Raw genomic sequence first — 23303 nt, forward strand, 5'->3', positions numbered from 1 at the left:
CCACCCTTGCTCCCGGCGGCGACGGGCCCATGCCGTCCCCTGCTTCTGGGCCGCCCGTCGTCGCCTCGGTCCCGATGCGGTCTGGTCGTGTCCGGCGGCGCCACGTCCGCCTCGGCGAGCTCCGCCGCCACCGGCCCGACGGCGGGCTCCGCGGCGAGAAGGGCGTCGTCCGAGACCGTCACGGCGGCGGACAACGCGGCGCCGTCACCAGTACGTGGCGCGCGATCAGCCAGCGCCGCGCGCAACATCGCCCGACCGCGCGAGATCCGGCTGCGCACTGTGCCCAGTTTCACGCCCAACGTCTGAGCGATCTCTTCGTAGGAGAGCTGCTCGATGTCGCACAGCACGACGGCGGCCCGGAAGTCGGGCGGCAGAGCGGCGAGCGCGGCCTCGACGTCCGCGTCGAGATGAGCCTCGGCGTAGACCGCCTCCGGGCTCGCCTCGCGGCCGGCCAGCCGCTCGGTGTCCTCGGGCAGCGCATCGAACCGGATCTTCTGCTGGCGACRCATGCGGTCGAGGAAGAGATTGGTGGTGATCCGGTGCAGCCACCCCTCGAAGGTGCCGGGGGTGTAGTCCGCCAACGACCGGAACACCCGGACGAACACGTCCTGCGTCAGGTCCTCGGCGTCGTGGGCGTTACCGGTGAGGCGGTAGGCGAGGCGATAGACCCGGTTGCCGTGCTCACGGACCACGTCTTCCCAGGAAGGAGGAACCCAACCAGAAGCTTCTGCGGTGGCGGCGACGCCGGCGGCGTCCGAGCCCGCCCCGGGGTCCTGAGCAGCCACGGCCGCCTCTCGGTCGGTTCGCGTCAAACGTACCCGACGAGCCGGCCAGGGAGCGGCGAATCCCGCTGCGGACACCGATGTTTCTCCCCTCGATCCTCGACACGATGCGCGTTGACCAGATGAACGCGCGTCCTCGGTCTCCCGTTCCCGTAGGCTGAGGAAGTCATGCCGGACACTGACATCGGCGAACTCGAGTCCGCCGCCGCCTATGCCGAGGGCTTCCTGCTGGAAGACCCGATCCTTCGCGCTGCCCGYGCCCGAGCCGAGGAGGTCGGGATCGTCCCGGTCAGCCCGGGTACCGGCGCGGTCCTACGCTTCCTCGCCGCTGCCGTGGGCGCCCGCGCGGTGGTCGAGATCGGCACAGGTACCGGGGTCTCCGGTACCTGGCTGTTGCGCGGGATGCGGCCCGACGGAACCCTGACCACCATCGACGTCGAGGCCGAGCACCTTCGGCTGGCCCGGCGCACCTACGCCGACGCGGGGATGACCCCCGGGCGCAGCCGGCTGATCACCGGCCGCGCCCTCGACGTTCTCCCCCGGYTGACCGACGGCGCCTATGACCTCGTGTTCTGTGACGCGGACCGGCGTGAGGGCACCGAGTACCTCACCCAGGCCCTGCGGCTGCTGCGGCCGGGCGGCGTGGTGGCGTTCGCCAGCGTGCTGGCCTTGGCCCAGGGCCAGGCCACCGGCCCCGAGGCGGTGGCGGTCCGCGAACTCGCCACAGCTGTACGTGACGACGTGCGGCTTACCCAGATGCTCCTCACCACCGGCGGCGGCCTCCTGGTCGCCGTGGTCGCCAAGTCCTCCCCGGTCGGCTGACCGGCACCCCGGGCGGGTGACCGGCACCCCGGGCGGGTGACCGGTCCGCGGTAACACGATCGGGGCCGGCCGATCGTGCCGGTACCCGGTGGCTCCTCAGTGGGCGCGTAAGGTGCGCTTAAGCGTGACATTCCTACGCCTTGGGGAGTAAATGGCACCGGCCGCGCAGGAGTACCGGCGCTATGACGTCTACGACGACTACGGCGACTTCGACGCCTACGACAGCCGGGCCAGGGACGCCTACGACAGCCGCGCCGAGCCACCGCCCGCCCCACGTGAGAGCCTGCTGCCCTACATCACGTTCGTCCTCGTCGTGGCGGTCCTAGCCGGGATCGCCGGTTACACGCTGAACCGCCTGGTGGGACCGGCGCACGGCGCACGCTCCGCCCACCCGTCCGCACCGGGCGCCACCCCCTCCCCGACGGCCGTGCCCAMCCCGTCGGCCGTGGGAGGCGGCCTCGCCGGCCTTACCGCCGAGCAGGTGGCGATCCGGCTGGCCGGCGCGGGCCTGCCGCTGCATACCACCGTCGTCTACAGCGCGGCCACCGACCCGGATCGTCTCCTGGGCCGGACGAACGGCTACACCAGCAGAATCGCCTTCAGCGATCCGCGGGTGGGCGTCAACGAGGTCTCCGGAAGCCCCGCGGGCGCGATCGAGCGCGGCGGCGCGATCGAGGTCTTCGCGGACGCGGCGAGCGCGCAGCAGCGGGCGACGAAGCTCCTCACCGTCACCGCCGACAACCCGCTCGTCACCGAGTACGTCTTCGTCCAGCGCACCGTGGTGCTCCGGGTCTCCCTGGTCCTCACCGCGGACATCGCCCGGGAATACGAGGCCGCGCTCCTGCGTCTCGCGGCCTGAGATCCCCTCGCGGCCCGGCAACATCCAGGACATCCAGGGGTATCGGGGTATCGGGGACGTCTGGAACATCCGGGAGTTCCGGGGGCTCTACACTCAGGCCGCCGGTGTCTGGGACGGCCCACTCGACAGCCAGGTCAGCAGGGTACGCACCCCCCACCCGGTGCCGCCCCGGCTGATCTCGCCGTCGTCGGCGTCCGACCGTGCGGTGCCCGCGATGTCCAGATGTGCCCAGGGCCGCCGGCCCGCGAACTCCCGCAGGAACAGCGCCGCGGTGATGGAACCGCCCCCGACGTCCAGCGCCCGGCCGATGTTGGCAAGGTCCGCCACCGGCGAGTCGATCGCCGCCCGGTACTCCTCCACCAACGGCAGCCGCCACACCCGTTCCCCGGCGCTGTCCGCCGCGGCGGACAGCGCCGCCGCCAGCTGGTCGTCCGAGCTGAACAGCCCGGCGGTGCGCCGGCCGAGCGCCACGGCGATCGCTCCGGTCAGCGTGGCGAGATCGACGATGACATCCGCGTCGAGCGCGCCCGCGGCGTAGGCGAGGCCGTCCGCCAGCACCAGGCGGCCCTCGGCGTCGGTGTTCAGTACCTCCACCGTGGTCCCGCCCCAGCAGGTGATGACGTCGCCGGGACGCATGGCAGTCGCACCGATCATGTTCTCCGCCAGACAGAGCAGGCCGGTGACGCGCCCGGGCACGTTCAACGCCGGCAGCGCGGTCATCGCCCCGAGCACCGCCGCCGCGCCCGCCATGTCGGTCTTCATGCCGGCCATCGGGACGGCCGGCTTCAGGGAGAGCCCACCCGAGTCGAAGGTGATTCCCTTCCCGACCAGGACCCGGTGACCATCGGTGAAGCGGCCCGCCGGCGAACCATCCGGCTCCGCCGACCCGATGGATCCCGCCGACCCAGCCTCGCCAGAAGTCCGCGGTGGCCCGTGATATTCGAGTTTGACCAGGTAGGGCGGCCGAGGGGAACCCTCACCGACGGCGCACAACCCCCCGAAGCCCTGCGCCGGAAGATCGTCGGGGCCGAACAGGGTCGCGTCGAGACCCGCCGACGCGGCGATGCGCACGGCACGGTTCGCCAGCCACTCGGGTGACTTCACCAGACTCGGCATGTTGACCAGATCGCGGGCGATGTACACCCCGGTGGCCACCGCCCGCGCGGCGCCGACCGYGGCCACCGCCCCGGGCTCGTCCGCCCGACCGGTGAGCACGATGACGTTGCCGGGCGCGCCGTTCTCCGGCCCGGGCCGGCCGGCCGGGTCAAGCGCTCCGCCAGCCGGCTCGGGCACGCCAGCAGCCCGGTCGAGCACGCCAGCGGCCCGGTAGGCGCCCAGCGCCAGGCCTTCGGTGAAGGCCCGCAGGCTCGGATCGCCGGGCTCCGCCACCACCGCGAGCCGGTCCGGTGCCCCGGCGCGGCGGGCGAGCGCGGCACCCGCGGCCCGCCAGTCACCCGGTTGACCGGCGCCGATGCCGACCACGAGCAGCCGGGTCGGCCGAGCCGTCCGGGCCAACGGCACCACCAGCACCGAACCCGCATCACCGCGCAGGGACTCGGACTCGACCAGCAGCGCAAGATCCAGTCCGAGATCGGCGCCGACACCGCGGGCAGTTTCGTCGAACACGGGTCCGTTCTCGGACGACGCGAGGACCAGGGCGACGGTCGAGGGCTCGACGTCGGCGACGGTGGCGGACCGTAGGATAACGCCGGGAGGAAGCCTGATGAGCCCGTCGATCGCCGGGCCTGACGCGGAATCAACGATGCTCATGCCGGCCTTCTCACCGGGACCGCCGGACTCACCGGGACCGCCGGACCACGACGGAACCCGGCTGCCGCGGGACGGGCGCGAGGACGGCGCACCCGGGCGGACACACGGACGGACGCACGGACGGTTAACCGACCGCGGTCTTCAGAGCATCCCCCAGCGCACTCGCCTCGTCGGCGGTGAGTTCCACGACGAGCCGACCGCCCCCCTCCAGCGGGACACGCATGACGATGCCGCGCCCCTCCTTGGTCACCTCGAGCGGACCGTCACCCGTCCGCGGCTTCATGGCCGCCATCGGTGCACCTCTTCCTGCCGTCGGACCTGCATCTGACGACGATTATCCCGTAGACCGGACCGCAAACCGAAACACGTCTCTGCGCGGCATCACAACAGTCGCCCGCCGCAACGTCGAGAGGTGGGCGTCGATGTTGACGACAACGCCTGTGCGTGTCCCTGCATAGGCCAGATCGACCGGCTACCAACAGTCGACTGTGATGCCACAGACAGTCGGCGGCGATCACTCGTCGATCTGTGGCGAGCGAGTATCCCGATGCCCGTCCGGCGATGGCGCGGTGTCGACGCGCGCGAAGGCGGCCAGCCGGACCAGCTCCTCGTCCCGCCGGGCCAGCTCATCGTCCCGCCAGGCCAGCTCGTCGGCGAGCCGAAGCAGGACGGCGTCGACCTCGGCCATCCGGTAACCACGCAGCGCCATCCCGAACCGCGTGCGGGCAACGTCACCGGCTGTCACCATGCCGGCAGGTAGTCCGGTAGGAGCGCCGTCCGGCGGCGCCGGGGCGAGYCGATCGAAGCGACCGACGGCCAGCGCGGCCACCGCGAAGACGACGGCGGCCACGATCACAATCTCGATGACGAGCACCACGCATCCGATCGTGCCACGGCCCGCCGATCGTGGTGATTCTGGCAGGCTGGCCCGGTGCATGCCGACGCTGCCCACCCGGCCCCGCTACGACTGGATCCGCAACGACTGGATCCGCAACGACTGGATCCGCTACGACTGGGTCCGCGGACCTTCGAGCCGACCGAGCTGATCGTGATGGCGATCGTCAACCGCACCCCGGACTCCTTCTTCGACCGCGGGGCGACATACGGTGCGGCCGAGGCCTTGGCTGCGGTCGACCGTGCGGTCAACGAGGGGGCGGGGATCATCGACATCGGCGGGGTGAAGGCCGCGCCCGGCGGCGAGGTGAGTGCGGCCGAGGAGCTGCGCCGTGTGGGTGGCTTCGTCGCCGAGGTCCGGGCCCGCCATCCCCGGCTGGTCATCAGCGTCGACACCTGGCGCGCGCAGGTCGGACGGGTCGTCGCGGGTGAGGGCGCCGACCTGCTCAACGATGCCTGGGGCGGGGTGGACCCGGCGCTCGCCGAGGTCGCGGCCGAGTTCGGCGTCGGTCTGGTCTGCACCCACGCCGGCCATCTGCCGCCGCGCACCCGGCCGCACCGGATGGTCTACGACGATGTGGTCGCCGACATCGTCGCCACCACGGTGGGGCTCGCCGAGCGGGCGGTGTCGCTCGGGGTCCGGCCGGATGCGATCCTCGTCGATCCGGGGCACGACTTCGGCAAGAACAGCCGCCACTCCCTTGAGGCCACCCGCCGGCTGCCGGAACTGGTTGCTACCGGGTGGCCGGTGCTCGTCGCGCTGTCGAACAAGGACTTCRTCGGGGAGACCCTGGACGCCGGCATCGACGAACGCCTGGAGGGCACGCTGGCCGCGACCGCGGTCAGCGCCTGGCTCGGGGCCCGGGTCTTCCGGGCGCACCAGGTGGCGGCGACGCGGCGGACGCTGCGGATGGTCGCGGCGATCCGGGGCGACGTCGACCTCGCCGTCGCTCGCCGCGGCCTCGCCTGAGGAACAGGAACGGGTTCAGTCGCCTTCGACGATCTCCCGCGGGGTCGGGGGCGGAGGGGAGGTGACGGTCGCCGCTGTCACGCCCGCCTCCAGGAAGTCCAGCGCCTCGCCGATGCCGGTCGCCCAGCGGAGGGTGTCCCGGGCGCGCGGGCGGACGAACCCGCGGTCGACCATCTCGTCGACGAGGATCCGCAGGTGGGCGAAGACCCCATCGGGGTCGAGGAGCACCACGGGCTTGGTGTGCATGCGCAGGACCCCGGCGACCCAGACCTCGAGCAGCTCCTCGAGGGTGCCCAGGCCCCCGGGCAGCGCCAGGAAGGCGTCCGAGCGCGCGTCCATGAGCGCCTTACGCTCCCGCATGGTCTCCGTGACGATGATCTCGTCCGCGTCCAGGTCGCTGACCTCCATCGCGACCAGCGCCCGCGGGATCACGCCGACCGTGTAACCTCCGCTGRCCCGCACCGCCCGGGCGATCGCCCCCATGCACGACACCGAGCCTCCGCCGGAAACCAGGGTGTGGCCGCGCCGGGCGAGCTCGGTGCCGGTCTGGGCCGCCAGCAGGACGTACGAGGGGTCGATCAGCTCGGAGGACGCGCAGTACACGCAGACGTTCACGGAATATCCATACCTGCGGGCCGGGTGTGCCCGGCGGTTCCCTCCAGGATGATGCGCACGGCCTCGTGGATGTCGTCGGTGATCGAGAGGATCTGCAGGTCCCGCTCCTGGACCAGGCCGGCGGGCAGCAGGGTCGTCCGCATCCAGTCAACGAGTCCCGACCAGTACTCGGAGCCGATCAGCACCACCGGGAACCGGGTGACCTTGCCAGTCTGGACCAGGGTCAGCGCCTCGAACAGCTCGTCGAGCGTGCCGAACCCACCAGGGAGGATCACGAACGCTTCGGCGTACTTCACAAACATCGTCTTGCGGACGAAGAAGTAGCGGAAACTGACACCGAGGTCGACCCAGTCGTTGAGCCGCTGCTCGTAGGGAAGCTCGATGCCGAGGCCCACCGACAGGCCGCCGGCCTCCTGGGCCCCACGGTTCACCGCCTCCATCGCGCCCGGCCCCCCGCCGGTGATCACCGCGAAGCCGGCCTCGGCGAGCGCGGCGCCGAGCAGCCGGCCCTGCCCGTAGAACGGGCTGTCCGGGGGAATCCGGGCCGAGCCGAAGACGGTCACCGCCCGTGGCAGTTCGGCGAGCAGGCCGAAACCCTCGACGAACTCGCTCTGGATCCGCATGACCCGCCACGGGTCGGAATGGACGAAACCCGAGGGGCTGCGGGTGTCGAGCAGGCGCTGATCCGTGGTGGAGTGCTCCACCTGGCCACGCCGGGCGATAACCGGCCCACGGAACTGCTCCGGTGGCGGGATCCGGCGCTCGCGCCCCATCGCGATCCCCGTGTCGCTACCGGTCCCGGTCCCACCGCCAGCGGGAGCTCCCGGGCGGGCCGAGGTTCCCGGATCGGCAGCGGGACCAGAAGCCCCAGAAGCCGTGGGACGTCCCACGGGCGGGTCGTCAGAAGAAGRCACGGCGCCCTCCTCCTCAGCAAGCGGCGGGGAGGGCGGCTCCGGGCTCAAGGACGGCGTCACCACGGCACCATAGGCCACGGCCCGGGCGTTGCGGGATGACGCCGCCCACGTCGGTGAAGCCGCTCACGCCGGTGGATCAGGACGCCCCCTCGTGGCGCAACACGGCGAACACCGTGCGCCAGAGGACGTAGAAGTCCTTCGACCGACTTCCCTTTTCCCGTGTATTCAGTCATGTATCAGTGCGGGACACGACACAGGGCAGCACGGCGTCACCCCTCGGCAGCCGGCAGCGGAACGCGCACCCGCTGCAACGCGGCGCGGATGTCGGCGTAGGAGACATCCTGAACGGCGACGCCCTGGCGAATCCCGCTTCCGGCCGCGATCGCCGCCGTCTGGCCGAGCATCATGAACACTGGTTCCATCCGCAGGGAGCACCAGGCGACATGCGAGGAGGAGACGCAGAYCGGGACGGTGAGATTCACGCACTCTTGACGGCGCGGCAGAATCGAGCGCAGCGATACCGGCCACGGCCCCGGCACGGGAACGTCCAGGCCGCCCTCGTTCACCAGACAGTTGTCCGCCACGACCCGTTCTGCGGCGTGCGAGTCGACCTTGTAGGAGGCATAGGCGATCGGGTCCGGGCAGCGCCGCCTTCCCGAGGTGTCCGCCTCCGTCGCCACGTAGTCACTGATCATCCGTCGAGTCTCGCGTACGTAGATCTCATGCGGCCAGTTGTCCGTGGCGACGAACTCATCCGCCGCGAGACCGAGGGAACGGGCCTGGTCACGCTGCCAGGCGGGCACCGCGGGATCATTCGCCAGGAACCAGAGCAGACCCTGCTGATAAACCCGGTGGTCCTGGTAGATCCGTTCCCGCTGCGCGAAGCTACCGGTCGCCCAGCCCGCTGAACCGCCCACGAGATTGATGGAGACCGGCCCACTGTTGTTGAGGTCGAACTTCCCCCCGGGAAGTTCGACGAGGAAAGACATCACATTCCGGTTTCCCGCCGCCAGGTACCGGCGATGCAGCTCGTACCGGGCGGGGTCATAGCCCTGCGGTTTCGGGAAAGGACGCGCGTTCGCTCCGGCCCGCGCCAGACAGAGCCGGAAACAGAAATCCTGACTCAGCGGGCTGCGCTGGCCCGTCGTTCCCAACGGGTTCGATGACACGCCGGGCAGYAGGCCGCTGGTGGGGTCGTCGATCCGGCGGTAGGGGCTGACACAGCTACGGAACGTCGACCCTGCGGCCCGGTTCTGCACACCGTTGAGTGTCTCGCCGTACTCGCTGTTCGACTCCCGCCCGACGACGAAGCTGACCCGCGCGGCCGCCAACAGGTCGCCCTCGTAACTGGCATCCACGAAGGCGCTAGCCCGATGGCTGCTCCCGTCGTCGGTGTTGATCCAGCGAATGCGGTTTCCGCTAAGCACTACCTCGGTCAGATGCTGGCGCAGCACGACACGCACGCCCTCCTTCTTCAGGAAGGCGAGGAAGACGTCCCGCGCGACGTGCGGCTCGAAGTTGTACATCGGGCCGGCCGACCGGTAGTGTTGCCCGATCTCAGCGAAGACCTCCCGGGCGAAGCCGCCGATAGTCGCGCTGTACCCGACGTCAGTGGCGGACAACCCGCCGGACATGATCCCGCCAACCTCGTCCCCGAAAGCCAGCAGCGTGGTGCRCAGGCCCATCCGCCGGGCCTGGACGGCGGCGGCGATGCCAGCCGGAGTCGCGCCGTAGACGCACAGCTCGGCCTCTGTGTGAGAGGCCTTCCCCTTGTTGACCGGGCCGAGGTAGCGCGCCGTCAGGGGAGCGTCGCCATCGCCGCATCCTGCCAGCGGAGCGGCCGCGAGGAGACCCATTCCCAGCAGGAGAAGCCCACGTCTACTATGCGGATGTGAGATCATCGGCGACGCTCCCAGACGATCCGGCCAGACAGGCCCGCCGGCCGGGTACGCCGCCCGGGCCTGGGCCACGTTCGCCTTCGGTCATCCATCCGGAAACGGATCTCACTCATGCGTCACCCGTAGCCARCAGACGGCGAGGGCGAGGACGGCGACCGCCGGGAGGCCAACCCCCAAAGTCCGCCCAACCTTCTGTGCCCGGGGGGAACGCGCCTCCCRCAGGAGGTCCACTCCGACCGCGAGACCGGCCGTCAGACAGAYAAGCAACAGCCCGATCCGAATCACATTGTGCTGGTCCATCAACGGTCTCTCAATCCTCCTCGTCCACGGAGATCATGGAATGCGCGGACAACTCAGGATTCGATGTCTCGAGTCTGCTGTCCACAGCGCGCATGAGCACGATCGCGTCCCGATCGCTCCGAATCCTGCGGTATATACCGGATTTTTCGAGCGAGGTCGCGTAGTCGGCCGACCAGTGGTCGGGGCGGGATTCCGACTCGCGACCGTACGCGTCCTGCGCCCGAGTGATCAAAATATAGTCCGGCTTCCGCTGAAGGGCACATTCACGCGGATCCGTAATGGGTTTACACTTGCTCTCCAGATTTATCAGTAGCACTCGATCGAGATCCTTGTYCTGGCCCGGGAAGAAGCCGTTAAAAACGCCGATGGTGCTGCCCGCCGGCGCCTGCTCGTAGACCCACTGGGTGACCTCGATCTCCTCATGGGAGAACCACACGAATTCCTCATTGCCACCCCGGCAGACGAGCTGTACGGCTGTCGCRCCGATGCACACGACAGCCAGGATGGCGATCAGGCCTCGGGAGAACGTCGGCCGGGGCGACCGGGCACGGCGGATCGGTAGCCGGATCGTGTCCTCCTCGCGAGCGGCGCTGCCGTCAGGGCCGCGATCGGAGCGGGCTCYGGGACGGGGGGTGCGGAGAAGCCTCGAACCGGACGGAAAACGCCGGCCACGGCGGGCGAGGGTGCCGAAATCCGGGTCTGGCGCGGGAAAGAAGGCCGCCGCGGACAGGGCGCACAGAAACGGCAATGCGAATAGGTAGGCGCGCAGGAGCGCCTCGCCACCATAGGACTGCAGCGCCAGCAACCCGAACGGGGCACAGGCCGCCGCCTGTGCCGTCAGCCCGATGCGCCACTGGCGCCGCCGCAACGAGCCGATGGCCGCACCGACGAAGAGCACACCGACAACCACGATGCGGAGCAGGGCGATGCGTAGATGTGTCTGCGAACCCTGGACCCGGTTCGCCAGAGTCTGGTTGACCGTGCCCCCGACTCCGCCGACGTCTCCGGTGACGACCGACAGATGGCCACTCCAGAAGTCGACTGCTCCAAAGGTGAAGTAGCCGACGAACAGCACGGGAAGGAGCACAACGAGTGCCCGGCTCCGCAACCGGCGGGTCAACATCAGGCTCACGAGCAGAAGGATCAGCAGGGGCGGGGAGAGCTGATGGCTGGCCACGATCGCCATGGCGAGCACGACACCACACCCCAGCAGCGCCATCTGCTCGCGTGGTCCGTAGACCGGGCCAGGTGGGGCGAGCAGCGCACGCAGATGCTGCCTCCGTCCGTCCGCAGTATCCGCGGTGTCGCGCCACGCGTCCGTCCGGCGAGCGCTCGTGCGCAGCACGGCGACCAGCACGACCAGCGACAGCAGATAGGCCCCGCCCTGCGGGGAAAGGTACTCCTGGTCGGCCCAGTCCGCGCAGAGGAACAACCACAGGGCGAGCCAGATCCCCCGGCTGCTCAGGCCCAGCTCACGAAAGATCAGGGCGAGGCAGGGCAGATAGGCGAACATGAACAGCACCGATGCGTACAGCAGCAGGTGACTCGCGTCATCCACCCCGGCGGTGTTCATCAGGACCGCCATCCCGGCGAAGAAACCGGGCCAAGAGAACCGCGCATCGTAGTGATGAAGCACGGTTCCGTGGTCGTAAATGTAGTTGATGAATCCGGCGTGCCGCCAAGAGGTCGGCAGCCTGGAGGTCTGTTCGATAACAGGAGGTAACGCGTAGATGGCCATCGCCAGCAGACCGATCGCGGTCGCGAGAAGCCAGGTCCGGGAGCGAGCAGCGCCGAGCTCCCAGACAAAGGCCCCGGCCAAGGCCACGATCCCCGCTGCATACTGCCAGTCGAGGGCGCCCACGATACCGAGCGCGTTGATCCGCCGCGGGTCGGCGGCAGCCATGCCCCAGACGAGGAATATGGCCRCAGCGCCAAGCAGCACGATCGGCGCCGGGCCACGCGTGTGTGCTCCCACGCCCAGCTCGGTTCCCGTCTGCGGTGCCACTGTCGACCCGGGCGATCGACCCTCGTACCGGCGGGTGGGACCGGTCGTTCGCTCCACCGCGGGCGCGTCCTCTCCCAACCGCGTATAAGCGTCCGTCGTCACGATTGAACCATCCGCCCGGCAACGGCGCCGGGCAGCCATATGATCATTCTCTGTTCCACCTTCAGCCAGTCCGCGACGGGGTCACGCCCGCCGTCCGGGGACGGGATCGCCACCCGTCCCCGGCCAGCGCCACCAGCGAGACGACCGCGAAAATGATTACCGGGAGAAAGGGGTGCCACGCATCCACCCAGAGCATCAGCTGCGCGCTGATAATGGTCAGGGCGATGGACAGCCCCCCACCCGCACAGAGCAGCAGAGTCGGGCTGCTCAGCCTGACAAGCGCGAGTAGCGGGACACCGGGAATCGTCAGATGGAAAGCGATCGCCAGGACCGTCCGCAGAGCCCCGCCAGTGTCCGCCGCTTCCAACAGGGGARCGACGACGCTGAGCATGCCCAGTGCGACCGTCCGGGCGGTCGTCGCGTGATGCGTGGTCATCCGGGGGTCCCCGGGAGCGGCCGGGTTCCGGTCGACCCGCTCACAGCGACGGTGTCGGCCGGGGAGCCGCCCAGGGTCGGAGGCCGGACGACGTCCGTCGATGCGCCCCTCGGGAGGGTGTCAACCAGGGTGTAGATGCGGGCRTCGTCGTTGCGGTACCAGAGCCGGAACGACGATGACCGAGCGACGGCGGCCTCCAGCCGCGCGAGAGCACCCGGCGGAGTCAGCTGGAAGGTCCGCACGTAAGCGTCACCACTATCCGCGAAGGCGAGATATCCATAGTCGGAGTATTTCTTGATCTCTGCTATGACGGTGCTGATATCCGCCGCACCCAAGTCATGGCCACGTAGCTCCGGATTGAGAAGCATGTTCGGTTCGTCACCGTTTTTCATGTGAATGAACTCGTCATAGTTGGGTCCATAACTGCGGGGGAAGTTGGGCGCGGCGCACATGAGCACGGAGCCCGTCCGCGCGTGTCCGTAGAAGTAGTCGCTGGCCTCGACCGTGCCGGCCGGCATATAGTTCAGTTCCTCCTGGCCGAGAAAAGCGGGCAGGAAGGCCGTTGTGCCGGCCAGGGCCACCACACCGACCCGATGCGCCCGCACGGGTGTCGGGCGCATCGGGTGTCGAACCAGAGCGCTCGCGATGGCCAATGCCGCCCACGGCAAGGAGAACAGATAAACTCGGAAGATGGCCTCGCCGCCGTAGTCCTGCCCGAGAATCAGGATCCCGGGCGCRGCGACGAGCAGGCCGAGCACGYCGGCCCCCCTTTGCCGCCGCCTGAACCCGTTCACGACCGACACGGCGGCGATAAACCAGACGAGCATCGACAGCGTGACGCCGGCCCGGGCGTGCAGGGCCTTCCCAGGCAGCGGAGTCGCGCCGTAGGGGTCGACCCGGCGCAGATTCTGCAGGGGGTCGGGCGATGAGGCGATATCGAAGTGACTGGTGAGGTAGGCAAGGTTCGGAATCAGGAATGCGATGGTGAGCGCCGTCATGAACGCCACCAGCAGCCACGGGCGCACCAGACCGGATGCGATGAGCACCATCACACTGACCACGATCAGATAGGGGGTGAGCTGATGGGAGACCACGACCGCGGCCTGGAGCAGCACCGCSATGGCGATCGCCCACCGGCGCAGGACGCTCTCGTCGCTTCTCGCCGTCACGCCCCGTCCATACTCGCGGACAAAGGACTCCCGCGACATATCCGACGCGATCACAGCATTCCGATCATCCGGCCGGGGCCGGGCCGGGTCCTTTCGCACCGAGCGACAGAACCCGATGAGCAGACAGTAGATCGCCAATGCCAGGGTGAGAGCGAAGCCTTGGGGCGCGAAGTAGCTCTGTCCGACCCAGTTCCCGAGAACGAACACGAGCGCGGATGCCCAGCCGAGGCTCACCGAGCGCAGGTAGGACCGCCCGAGGCAGGCGACCAGCAGTGYGGACACCGAAACGAAGAAGACCTCCGCCCACTGCGCATACACCAGCGGATCGGTCGTCCTGGTCAGTGCCGAGAAGAATGCGGCCACCGCGAAGAAACCGGGCCACCGTTGGTAGATGTCGACGTTTCTGTCGAGAGCGTGGTGCTCCAGGATGTAACGGGTCACCCCGATATAGTTGTAGACCCACGAGTAGTGCGGCACGGAATACACCAGCGGGGCCGTGCCGAAGAGCACGAACACGATGCCGAAGAGATAGCCAGCCGCGGCCGCGCGGTTGACCGTCGGCCGGGACAGGACCCGGACCGCTCCGCCCAGCAGCAGGGCGAGCGCCAGGTACCACGTCGCTGGGAGGACGGTGAGCAGGCCATACTGCCCCATCCGCTGCGGGTCCACCCGCCCAATACTGATCACGAAGAGGATGAACGCGAGGATGGCCGGCGCTGCCAGCACCAGGGCCCCGTCGACTCGCAGTCCGCGGCGCAGGCCCGCGGCGGGAAGCGCCCGGCCGGTTCCTCCCTGCCCCCGCTCACCATCCCCGCCATAGCCGGAGGTGCCCAGAGCTGTCCCCGACCGTGCCGCGTTGCGCAGAATGACCGCCATCGACAACACAGCCAGCACGGCTGCCACCACGGTGGGATGCCAGAGCCGAAGCCACAGCAGCACGCAGAGGACGACCGCCTCGACGGCGAGGCTGACACAGACGGCCAAGCCCACCCACAGGGCACGTTCGTTGATCACTACGAAGCTGAGGGCGGCGGCGCCGGGCAGCAGCAGCATCGCGGGCACGATGACGGCGACACGCAGCCCACCAGCGACAGCCAGCGGCAGCATCACGAGACAGATCAGCCCGAGGCTGATCGTTATGCGATCCCGCACTCCGCTTATCCGCACGTGCACCTGTCTCCGCTGGATGGGTTCGCCGTGGGTGGATTCACCGCCCCCGGTCGACCCGCCATCGGTACCGCCGTGGACGGGCGGACCGACCGCGAGGGCCGGCCTGGGGGACAGCCGGCCTACCGGCCGGTGCCCCCCAGGCTGAGCTGGTGGGTGATGCGGTCGAGAGACCCGATGAGGGCGGCACGGCGGGCATCGACCTCGGTCTGCAGGCGCGTCACATGATCGGTACGGTTGGCGTCGACCTTCTCAACCAGATCGACGAGTGGCTCACTGTCGATCTCGTCCGTCCGGACAAGAAACTGCTCCTGCCCCACGGAGGCCATGAAGTCATCGCATTTGGGCTGATAACTGATTGCGATGGTCGGCACCGCCGCGGCGCAGGCCAGGATGGCGGCGTGCAGCCGCTGGGCAACGAGCACCGAGCATCCGCGTACCGAATGGAGATAGGTGTCCGGATCAACGGTGACGTACGTCTCGGTCCGGTCGGCTACTCCCGCGGTCGTCAACAGCCGCTCCGTGTACAGACGGTCGCTGTTGTTCGCGAGAAAGGCCCGGAACCGCCACCCCCGGCGCGCAAGCTGGCTGAGCGCCAAGCCGAGTTCCCGGGTCACCCGCTCGGGATCGTGGCCCCACATGTCGTCACCCCATCCAACGTTGATCCCGAGTACGCCTTCGTCCACCGTATGCGGAACGGGGCCGGGCTCGAGCAGTAGGGCAGGATCCCCCACCACCTCGCTGTCCACTCCTACGTCCCGCAGCAGTTCGGCCGAGCGCGGCCCACGAACGGTCACCCGATCGAACTGGTCGAGCAGACGCCGCCACTTCCCCAGTTCCCCATTCGCGGAGAACGAGTTCCGGCCCTGGAACACCGGGTCCTCAACCCCCGCCCCGAGCATGTGGAACGGGCGTCGACGGACAATCCGGCCGCCGGTCAGCAGGTGGACCCGCCAGTTCTTGCGACCGATCACGGTCCCGCCGCCGAGCAGCAGCGAAGAGTCCTGGAAGCTGAGCCGTCGACGTGCCCGCAGATAAACGGGGATATCACCGGGGTACAGCGGCAGAGGCGCGATCAGCACACCAGGGAGTGCCCGCTTGTAGACGAGCTCGATCGCGTCGTCACCGAGATTCCCGCGACCGGCGTAACCGAGATAGGCGAGTGCGACTCTCTGCATTTCTAGAAGACCGTCCTCATGGAGTGATCTGGATGCGGTGACGTCAGTGGGCCGTCCCCGCGCTCAGGCTGCCGGGCCGGCTCGCGAGACGTCCGGGCAGTGGTGAACCCGCCGCCGGTGTCCGACGAGCCGTCGACGACCTCCAGAGCCGACGGTGTCATCGGCTCGCCGCTGCGCGGTCGAAGAGCCGATGACTGGGGGCTAGACTGCCCTGGGCTGAGCTGATGGAAGGTGGGCTGCGGCGAGGCCGACGGTCGTAGGCTGGGTGCGGATGGTCGACGCCAGATGAGCCAGGTTGTCTCGGCATCGGGAACACGGGCGCCAAGATCTTCCTGCGCCGGAGGATCCGACTCCAAGACCGCAGGCAGGAGCGTGGACGCGCCGCGCGGCTCCCCGGAAACCGCCCGCTCCGACCGGGGGCTGCGTCTGCCGCTGATCGCCGACGGCGGGCGGCGCAGCGCCCTGAGGTAGACCGGCACTACGGCCAAGGCGATGACGGCATGGCAGCCGAGATACGCAAGACCGATGGCGGTCAGCCCCCGGGAACCGACGATCAGCGCAGTTGTGAGCAAGCAGACACTCATCGATCCCTGGATGGCCAGCAGAAGTCGTGCGTCCCGCTGCACCCGGCTAATCGCGACGGCCAGGAGAATCGTCGCCCGGAAGACTGCTCCGAGTGCAAGGCAGGACAGGAGGTTCGCCGCCTCGCTCGAATACTCGCTGCCGTAGATGGCGAGCAACGGTCCAGCGAAGACCGCCGTGATGATCGCGACCGGGACGACGAACGCCAACAAAAACTTAATCATGCTGAGAATGTGGGCGCTCACCCGGTTCGACTCCCGGGTTCCCTCGACGGTCAGGGATGCGGTGGCACCACTCATGAGCTGGTCGAAAACGGAAACCAGGCTCCAAGAGGTGTAGAAATAAGCGGTGGCCTCATAGCCGAGCCGAGCGGAGACGATCACAGGCAGCAGAGTGGTGGCCGCGAGCTGGACGAGTCCGCCGGCCATGTCGCTGATGATGTACCAGTCCGCTCGGCGCCGCGATCCGGTGGCGGTCGCATGAGGAGCGTTCCGCGACGATGCGGCCACGTCATCGAGCTGATTTCTCGATAACACCCTGCGCCAGATCAGTATGTTGATGGCGAGGACGAGCAGGATGACCGGCGCGGTCCAGGCGAAGAAGAGACCGGCCGAGATCCCGAGCGCGGCGAAGACGAACAGCAGGACGAGCTTCGACGCCGCGAAGAACGCGTTCTCGATCGGCACCCAGGACGCCTTGCGCAGCCCGGCGAGCACCGAGTCCTGAAGAGCAAAAATACACCAGAATGCGACTGCAGCGACAAAGAAGATCGAGAACCAGGGGTCGAAGTCGGCGAGGAATGTCGTATGGGAGAACAGGGCCACGAAGCCGAGAGCGAGCACGGTCGCCAGCAGCCCTGACATGGCATAGGCGTTGCGGATGATCGTGCGTCTGGATCTCGCCGCAGCCGGAATGGTGGCAGGCAGGATGTTCTGCTGGTTAAGCTGGGCCAGTCCGGATAGCAGCAGCATCGTAGACACGGCCGTGGAGGCCCGTCCGACGTTCTCCGGCGAGTACAGCCAGGCGGCGATCGCCCAGAAGGCGATACCGAGAACTCCGGTGATAGCCGTGGACGCCATCAGGAGGATGGCATTGCGCAGCAACGGCGAACGGAGGATTCCTACCGTCGAGGCGAGCRCCGGGACCGGGAACAACCGCCGACCGCCTCTGGCCTGGGCATGCCGCGGGCCAGCATGCGCCCGCCCACGCGTGCCGGGGCGGCGCCCAAGGCTACTCCGGTTCACCTGATATGGCCCCGATCGACGCGACGGGATTGCGTTCGCCGCGCCTGCAGGTACGCGAACGGGCCGGACGCGATGCCGAGGACCTCGGTCAGCACCAGCTCCACGGGAAAACGCGGCCCGCGGCTGACGTTCTTTGAAGATCGTGGTAGCAGGAGGAACAGAAGGCCGGCAGGCACCCTACGCAGGATCTCCGCCAGTTCCTGAGGACTCGACAGCGCCTGCGCCATGAGCATCGCAGACAATCCCGTGCCGTAGTTGCGCAACTGATCGAGGAGATCGCCGTAGCGCTGCCGATGTGTGTGGTAAACAATCGCCGACGGTTCGTAGACCAGCCGCCGTCCGGACCRGATCGTCCGTGTGAACAGTTCGAGATCCTCTCCGGCATGCGTAGGTGTGCCAGGGCCGAGGACCTCGTTGAAACCACCCAGCTCGCGGACGGCGTCCACGTCGAAGGCGACGTTGTTGCCGGATCCGAAGGCGCCGGCCGCATAGGGATAGAGGGCGCCCTCTCCGCTCCAGCGATCGAAGATCCGCCGCTCCAGTCCCTTACCGAAGCCGCCGTACTGCTCGAACCAGATCTGAGCTGAGGTCATCAGCTCATCGGGGAGCACCAGGCCGGTAACGCAGGCGACGCCGTCCGCCACGTCGAACCCGTTCAGGATCGCAGGAAGCCAGTGTCGGTCCACCTGCGTGTCGTCGTCCAAGAAGGCGACAGCCCGGCCCTCGGCCGCGCCGAGACCGGTGTTACGCGCCCGGGACGCGCCCTTGCGCGGCTCACATAGATAGCGGAAGCGCGCGTCCGCCCGGCTGACCGACTCGACGAGCTCCCGGGTCGCGGCCGTTCTGGGAGCGTTGTCAATGATCAGAAACTCGATCTCACGTTCAGCGACCGCCTGAAGCGAGGAAATCAACCGGCCGAGGCTCTCCGGCCGGTCGCGCGTCGGGATGACGACGCTCGCCGGCCGACGCCGCTCCTGCATGTGCATGGGCCAGGAGTGCGAGCACTCGTGCTGGTCGAGCCGGCACTCCTTGACCAGCATCGGGATGGTTACGGTGTTCGTGTCGCCCCTGTCGGAGGCCTCCAGCTGCCCGATGGGGATGCCGTGGCAGCGGACCAGCACACGGATCTCACCGAACGCGATCCGTGGCTGGAGCACCGCCGCGCGGGTCGTCAGCAGAGCGGTCGTGAGCTCGTACTCCGCAATACGGACCGGCCGACCGGCATCCGGCTCCGGTGCAGTGGCGTGCCGACCAAGACGTGACATCGCAGTCGCCAAGCGATACCAGGCCGCGAGCACGGCATACAGACGGCCGAGGGGAGAGGTACGGCGTCCGGCCACTGCCTCGGAGCCGCTTATTTTCGTTTCCGGAGCGGACGTTTCATCAGTTTGAAAAGCTGTGGATACCTGCTCGTGACCGCACATCTGAGGTTCGTCCGTTGGGTTCGGCGATGCGCAGGCGCTTGCCACCTGCCGGCGAGGAGAACAAGGTGCAACCAGAACGTCCGACGGAACGTCCGAGCTTTGCGAGGGCACGCGAGACGGAAGATCAGAGAGTTCCGCGCCACCTTGCCGATCGAATCCGAGCATGCTGAAGCCAGCCCCCCAACTGACCAATAACGAAGATCCGCTACAGATCATCGCAAACAAGTGATCAAAACGGCAATGGCGCGATCGACACACAACATGCGCCGAAGCCTCCGACTCCCCTAACCAGCCCCCCAGCCTTCGGAAGGTAGCGTCCCCGATTCACCTATACTTTAGCCTTAAGCCACCCTTCTGGGTCATCGTAGCATGCCGGTCATGGCCCACCGGCCGCCGGCCGGCAAGACCCGAACCACCTCGGCCAGACGCGGCCACAGAGGAGCCGACTTCACGAAGACGTTACCCGGCGGATCGGTTACGTTCTCGATCGRGCCTCGCCATTGCCTTCACTCCCTCTCTGCCGACCGGACAACGCAGCCCCGGCTCCGACCGCCAATCCGCGATTTCGAGATGTTCATTACACATCAAGCGATCTTCTTGCTTCCCCGCCACAAGGCACGTGCCTCACGCGGCATGAGGTAACTCGAGATCCGTCCGCACCGCGCCCCGAGCTCCGCGGCCACACCGGCAACCCTTAATTGCCACCGACTCGGCATCGCTATACGTAGTCGAGCTATAACTCCTCGCGATAACCCCTAGACAGTTGTCATTCCACTATCAACCCCTGCATCCGTACTGCTATCCTGACCTGGGGAGTATGTAGTCCGCGCCGGAAGCAGGCGGCAACCACCGGGGGGCATCTGGATGCACGAGGTTACGTCCATCCTGCTTCACGGAGTTCTGCTTCTCAGTAGATCTGCCTAGTCGAAGGTTCTGCAGGACGCAGCGCTCCGGGCCCTTCGCGCCGAGGGGTACTGAAGATTCATGGGGGAGAATTCTCATGTCGACAGCTCAGACGCGGCCAACGGTCAGCGTTGTCATTCCAACGTTGAACGAAGCCCGGAATCTGGCACATGTATTTGCCCGCCTGCCAGCCGATGCGGAGATCGTGCTGGTCGACGGGCGGTCGACCGACGGAACCGTCGAGGTGGCACGGCGCCTGCGGCCAGACGTGGTCATCGTAAACCAGACCCGCCGCGGAAAGGGTAACGCGTTGGCCTGCGGATTCGCGGCGGCCACCGGCTCCATCATCGTCATGCTCGACGCGGACGGCTCCGCCGATCCCGGTGAGATCAACGCCTACGTGTCCGCGCTTGTCCTCGGCGCAGACTTCGCGAAGGGCTCCCGCTTCTGCGCTGGCGGTGGGAGCAGCGACATCACTCAGCTGCGCCGCCTGGGCAACCGGGTACTCAACGGCCTGGTCAACCTGCTGATCGGCAGTCGCTACACCGACCTGTGCTACGGCTACAACGCCTTCTGGCGGCACTGCCTGCCGGTGCTGGAGATGGAGCCCGGCCGCGCCGACTCGGTGAAACGATGGGGTGATGGGTTCGAGGTCGAGACCCTCATCAACATGCGGGTCGCGCTCGCCGGCATGCGCGTAGTCGAGGTGCCCAGCTACGAGCACCACCGGATCCACGGCGCCAGCAACCTCAACGCGCTCTCCGACGGCACCCGGGTGCTGCGCACCATCCTAGTCGAGGCGCGTGGCAAGGCCCGGATCCGGCCACGGGCCACCGTCCCGCCGCACCCACTGCTCGACATCCCCGAACAGAAGCATGCGCCGACCACCCCACTCGGCCTGAGCACTCCGGCCGGCCCAGCCGCCTCGATCACCGCCTCCACGACGCGGCTAGAGAACGCATGACCCACGATGCGACCAGCAGCATTCCGGGCCTGGGACAGTTCGACATCCTCGGCTCCGGTAGTCGCACCGGAACCGGACCCCACGCCGCGCATCTTCCCGGGCCGCGGTCTGCTGACGACCGACCGAGCGCGTCCGTGGTCGTGTGCTGCTACACCGAGGCCCGTTGGGACGATCTCTGCGAGGCTGTCGCCAGCGCCCACGACCAACTCGGGGTACGCGACGAGCTTGTCCTCGTCGTTGACAACAACGAGGCCCTGCTGCGGCGTGCCATCAGCGCCCTGCCGGATGTCACCGTGGTGGCGAGCATGAACCCACGCGGCCTGTCCGGCGCACGCAACACCGGCATCGCGGCCACCACAGGCGACATTGTCGTCTTCCTCGATGACGATGCCAGGGCGAAACCGGGCTGGCTCGAGCGCATGCTTGCCCCGTATACCGATCCCCGTGTCATGGGAGTTGGTGGTGCCGCCCGTCCGGCCTGGCCCACCACCCGGCCCGCATGGTTCCCACCCGAGTTCGACTGGGTCGTGGGATGCAGCTACGAGGGTCTGCCCACCTCACGGGCGCCCGTCCGCAACCCGATCGGCGCATCCATGTCCTTTCGGCRCTCGGCCTTCGATGCGGTCGGCGACTTCACGCACGGCATCGGCCGCACAGGCACGGACCCGATGGGCTGCGAGGAGACGGAGTTCGGGATTCGGCTGCGCCAGTCCGAYCCGAACGCGGTCGTTCTCTACGAGCCCGCATCGGTGGTCGCCCATCGGGTGACCACCGAACGAACAACCTTCACCTACTTCCGGCGACGGTGCTATGCCGAGGGGCTGTCCAAGGCGCGGGTTGCCGGGCTCGTCGGCCAGGAGTCAGCCCTGGAGGCGGAGCGGACGTATGTGAGTCGGACCCTTCCCCGGGCCGTCTGGCGTGATCTGTCCAGCGCCGGTCACCGCTCGCGCGCAGCGACGATCGTCTTCGGAGTGGCCGCGACATCCTGCGGTTACCTACGCGGGCGACTCGGACGCCTAGCAGGCTAAGCACGAGGGACCCGCGCGGTGCGGGTGACGGAGAGCAGGTCTYGGCTCCCCGTCACCCGCACCCGGCACGCCTCGTCACGCAAGTCACCCACCCGGCGGCAACCGCTCCCGCCAAGCCCGTRCCACCACTGCGGCCGTCGTTGTGCCAGACGCCTCAGAGCAGGTTCGTCGGCGCCCGGTAGATCTTGATCCAGTCGACGAACATCGTGACCGTTAGCGGCGTCTGTGCGTTCCTGYACGGGATCACCTGAAAACAACCTCGATCATGCTGAAGCGTCATATGCATCGGCTTTGCCGGGATCATATTGCGTTCACGTGCATTCGTCGACCGCCTGACCGTCCAGGTGGGCTTACCATCCAGATAATATACGATACTGTTCGGCAACCATTCCACCCCGACTGTGTGCCACTGGGTAAAATCAGCGTATACTTTTTCTTCCAACTGCCGATTATCGCTGCCGAAATGAAGGAAGTTACTGCCGACCTGACGCTGCGGGTCCGGAACCTCGATGACGTCGATCTCCCCGTCAGCCGGCCACTTCTCAGACTGCGGCCAGAGCAGTACCACCGCCGAGTACCCGGACCCCCGCTCCACTCGAATCCGCGCCTCCCAGCGCCCGTACCGCAGGTTGATACGGCTGGCGACACCGCCAGAAACGTCACGCCCGGCCGCATCGATCCATCCGGTGAGCCGCAGCGTGCCGTTCGCCACCGAGACATTGGCCGGTGACCTGGGCATCAGCGGGACCTGCGGCGAGTCGTAGATCGCCCACCGGTTCGGGTCGAGCGTGTTCCCGTTGAAGGAATCAGCGTAGACCGGCRTTCCCCAGACCGGATTCGGCGCCCATGTCGACGTCGAACCCGGCGTATCGCTGACAGCCGACGGCGCGGAGGTGGACGGGGACGGCGACAGGGTGGAGGCCCCCGACGACACAGGTTGCTTGTCGGGCGGATCCGACGACATCCCCGGCTGCGGGGTCGAGGAGGCTGGCGTCGGCCCACCGGGCAAGGCCGATCCCCTATCCTCGCCATCGGACGTCCAAGCCGGTCCACAGGCGGCCACCAGCACCAACAAAACCACCAAGAGTCGACGATCGAGCCGCCGAACGGTCTTTCGCATGACAACCCCCGCCGCAGATCGCTCCACCGTGCTTCCTGGACAGCGACGGCATCGGCACGACTAACAGGACCGTAGCCATTGTCCGTCGCACACGGTTCCTTGTGGACACGGATCGCCAACTCCGGAGATGCGGCCCGCCCGGCAGCCGGCATGTCAT

The 23303-nt window shown here is 68.0% G+C and carries 19 protein-coding genes; 5 read left to right on the forward strand and 14 right to left on the reverse strand.

What is annotated here, in order from left to right:
- Positions 1–785 (reverse strand): RNA polymerase sigma factor SigE (gene sigE / locus KBI5_RS14470; protein ID WP_241882907.1); only part of this gene is annotated, 785 nt, incomplete at its 3' end.
- Positions 786–950: 165 nt separating this feature from the next.
- On the opposite strand from sigE, the gene KBI5_RS14475 reads away from it, so the two are divergent.
- Positions 951–1604 (forward strand): class I SAM-dependent methyltransferase, encoded by a 654-nt coding sequence (locus tag KBI5_RS14475; RefSeq protein ID WP_011438208.1) that lies wholly within the window; start codon positions 951–953, stop codon positions 1602–1604.
- 151 nt (positions 1605–1755) lie between these two features.
- Positions 1756–2463 (forward strand): hypothetical protein, encoded by a 708-nt coding sequence (locus KBI5_RS14480; RefSeq protein ID WP_085015516.1) that lies wholly within the window; start codon positions 1756–1758, stop codon positions 2461–2463.
- A 93-nt stretch (positions 2464–2556) separates the two neighbouring features.
- Here KBI5_RS14480 and KBI5_RS14485 read toward each other — a convergent pair whose 3' ends face one another.
- The 3 genes from KBI5_RS14485 to KBI5_RS14495 all read right to left on the reverse strand — a co-directional run bounded on the left by KBI5_RS14485 (position 2557) and on the right by KBI5_RS14495 (position 5110).
- Positions 2557–4233, reverse strand: a complete 1677-nt coding sequence (locus tag KBI5_RS14485; protein WP_085015517.1) for a M17 family metallopeptidase — start codon at positions 4231–4233, stop codon at positions 2557–2559.
- Positions 4234–4357: 124 nt separating this feature from the next.
- Positions 4358–4525, reverse strand: a complete 168-nt coding sequence (locus tag KBI5_RS14490; RefSeq protein WP_007511639.1) for a DUF3117 domain-containing protein — start codon at positions 4523–4525, stop codon at positions 4358–4360.
- A gap of 222 nt (positions 4526–4747) precedes the next feature.
- Complete coding sequence (locus KBI5_RS14495) at positions 4748–5110, reverse strand: DivIVA domain-containing protein (RefSeq protein WP_241882910.1); 363 nt, start codon at positions 5108–5110, stop codon at positions 4748–4750.
- Positions 5111–5284: 174 nt separating this feature from the next.
- On the opposite strand from KBI5_RS14495, the gene folP reads away from it, so the two are divergent.
- The gene (gene folP / locus KBI5_RS14500) at positions 5285–6097 is read left to right on the forward strand and encodes a dihydropteroate synthase (protein ID WP_085015532.1); all 813 of its coding nucleotides are present in this window, start codon (positions 5285–5287) and stop codon (positions 6095–6097) included.
- Positions 6098–6112: 15 nt separating this feature from the next.
- Here the strand turns inward: folP and KBI5_RS14505 are convergent, their stop codons facing one another.
- The 9 genes from KBI5_RS14505 to KBI5_RS14550 all read right to left on the reverse strand — a co-directional run bounded on the left by KBI5_RS14505 (position 6113) and on the right by KBI5_RS14550 (position 18972).
- On the reverse strand, positions 6113–6712 hold the full coding sequence (locus tag KBI5_RS14505; RefSeq protein ID WP_085015518.1) for a TIGR00730 family Rossman fold protein: 600 nt from the start codon (positions 6710–6712) through the stop codon (positions 6113–6115).
- Positions 6709–7485, reverse strand: coding sequence for a TIGR00730 family Rossman fold protein (locus tag KBI5_RS14510; protein WP_011438215.1), 777 nt, complete (start codon positions 7483–7485; stop codon positions 6709–6711). The genes KBI5_RS14505 and KBI5_RS14510 overlap by 4 nt, the downstream gene beginning before the upstream one ends.
- 410 nt (positions 7486–7895) lie before the next feature.
- Complete coding sequence (locus KBI5_RS14515; protein WP_133057032.1) at positions 7896–9527, reverse strand: FAD-dependent oxidoreductase; 1632 nt, start codon at positions 9525–9527, stop codon at positions 7896–7898.
- Between the two features lie 307 nt (positions 9528–9834).
- Positions 9835–11799 carry a hypothetical protein gene (locus tag KBI5_RS14525; RefSeq protein WP_198537707.1) on the reverse strand — a complete coding sequence of 655 codons (1965 nt, stop codon included), beginning with the start codon at positions 11797–11799 and terminating at the stop codon, positions 9835–9837.
- Between the two features lie 193 nt (positions 11800–11992).
- Complete coding sequence (locus KBI5_RS14530) at positions 11993–12367, reverse strand: hypothetical protein (protein ID WP_085015522.1); 375 nt, start codon at positions 12365–12367, stop codon at positions 11993–11995.
- Entirely contained in the window at positions 12364–14688 is a 2325-nt protein-coding gene (locus KBI5_RS14535; RefSeq protein ID WP_085015523.1) for a hypothetical protein, read from the reverse strand. Before KBI5_RS14535 ends, KBI5_RS14530 begins: the two co-directional genes overlap by 4 nt.
- Before the next feature lie 137 nt (positions 14689–14825).
- Complete coding sequence (locus KBI5_RS14540) at positions 14826–15881, reverse strand: polysaccharide pyruvyl transferase family protein (protein WP_085015524.1); 1056 nt, start codon at positions 15879–15881, stop codon at positions 14826–14828.
- 2 nt (positions 15882–15883) lie between these two features.
- Positions 15884–17617, reverse strand: a complete 1734-nt coding sequence (locus tag KBI5_RS14545; RefSeq protein ID WP_085015525.1) for a hypothetical protein — start codon at positions 17615–17617, stop codon at positions 15884–15886.
- Positions 17618–17703: 86 nt separating this feature from the next.
- Positions 17704–18972 carry a glycosyltransferase gene (locus KBI5_RS14550; protein ID WP_157902511.1) on the reverse strand — a complete coding sequence of 423 codons (1269 nt, stop codon included), beginning with the start codon at positions 18970–18972 and terminating at the stop codon, positions 17704–17706.
- A gap of 1159 nt (positions 18973–20131) precedes the next feature.
- Between KBI5_RS14550 and KBI5_RS14555 the strand changes: the two genes are divergently transcribed.
- Positions 20132–20998 (forward strand): glycosyltransferase family 2 protein, encoded by an 867-nt coding sequence (locus KBI5_RS14555; protein WP_085015527.1) that lies wholly within the window; start codon positions 20132–20134, stop codon positions 20996–20998.
- The gene (locus KBI5_RS14560; protein ID WP_085015528.1) at positions 20995–22026 is read left to right on the forward strand and encodes a glycosyltransferase family 2 protein; all 1032 of its coding nucleotides are present in this window, start codon (positions 20995–20997) and stop codon (positions 22024–22026) included. Before KBI5_RS14555 ends, KBI5_RS14560 begins: the two co-directional genes overlap by 4 nt.
- Positions 22027–22180: 154 nt before the next feature.
- Here KBI5_RS14560 and KBI5_RS14565 read toward each other — a convergent pair whose 3' ends face one another.
- Positions 22181–23146, reverse strand: a complete 966-nt coding sequence (locus tag KBI5_RS14565; protein ID WP_085015529.1) for a glycoside hydrolase family 16 protein — start codon at positions 23144–23146, stop codon at positions 22181–22183.
- Positions 23147–23303 lie beyond the last annotated feature (157 nt).

This window comes from Frankia sp. KB5, from assembly GCF_002099325.1.
Taxonomy (GTDB): domain Bacteria; phylum Actinomycetota; class Actinomycetes; order Frankiales; family Frankiaceae; genus Frankia; species Frankia casuarinae.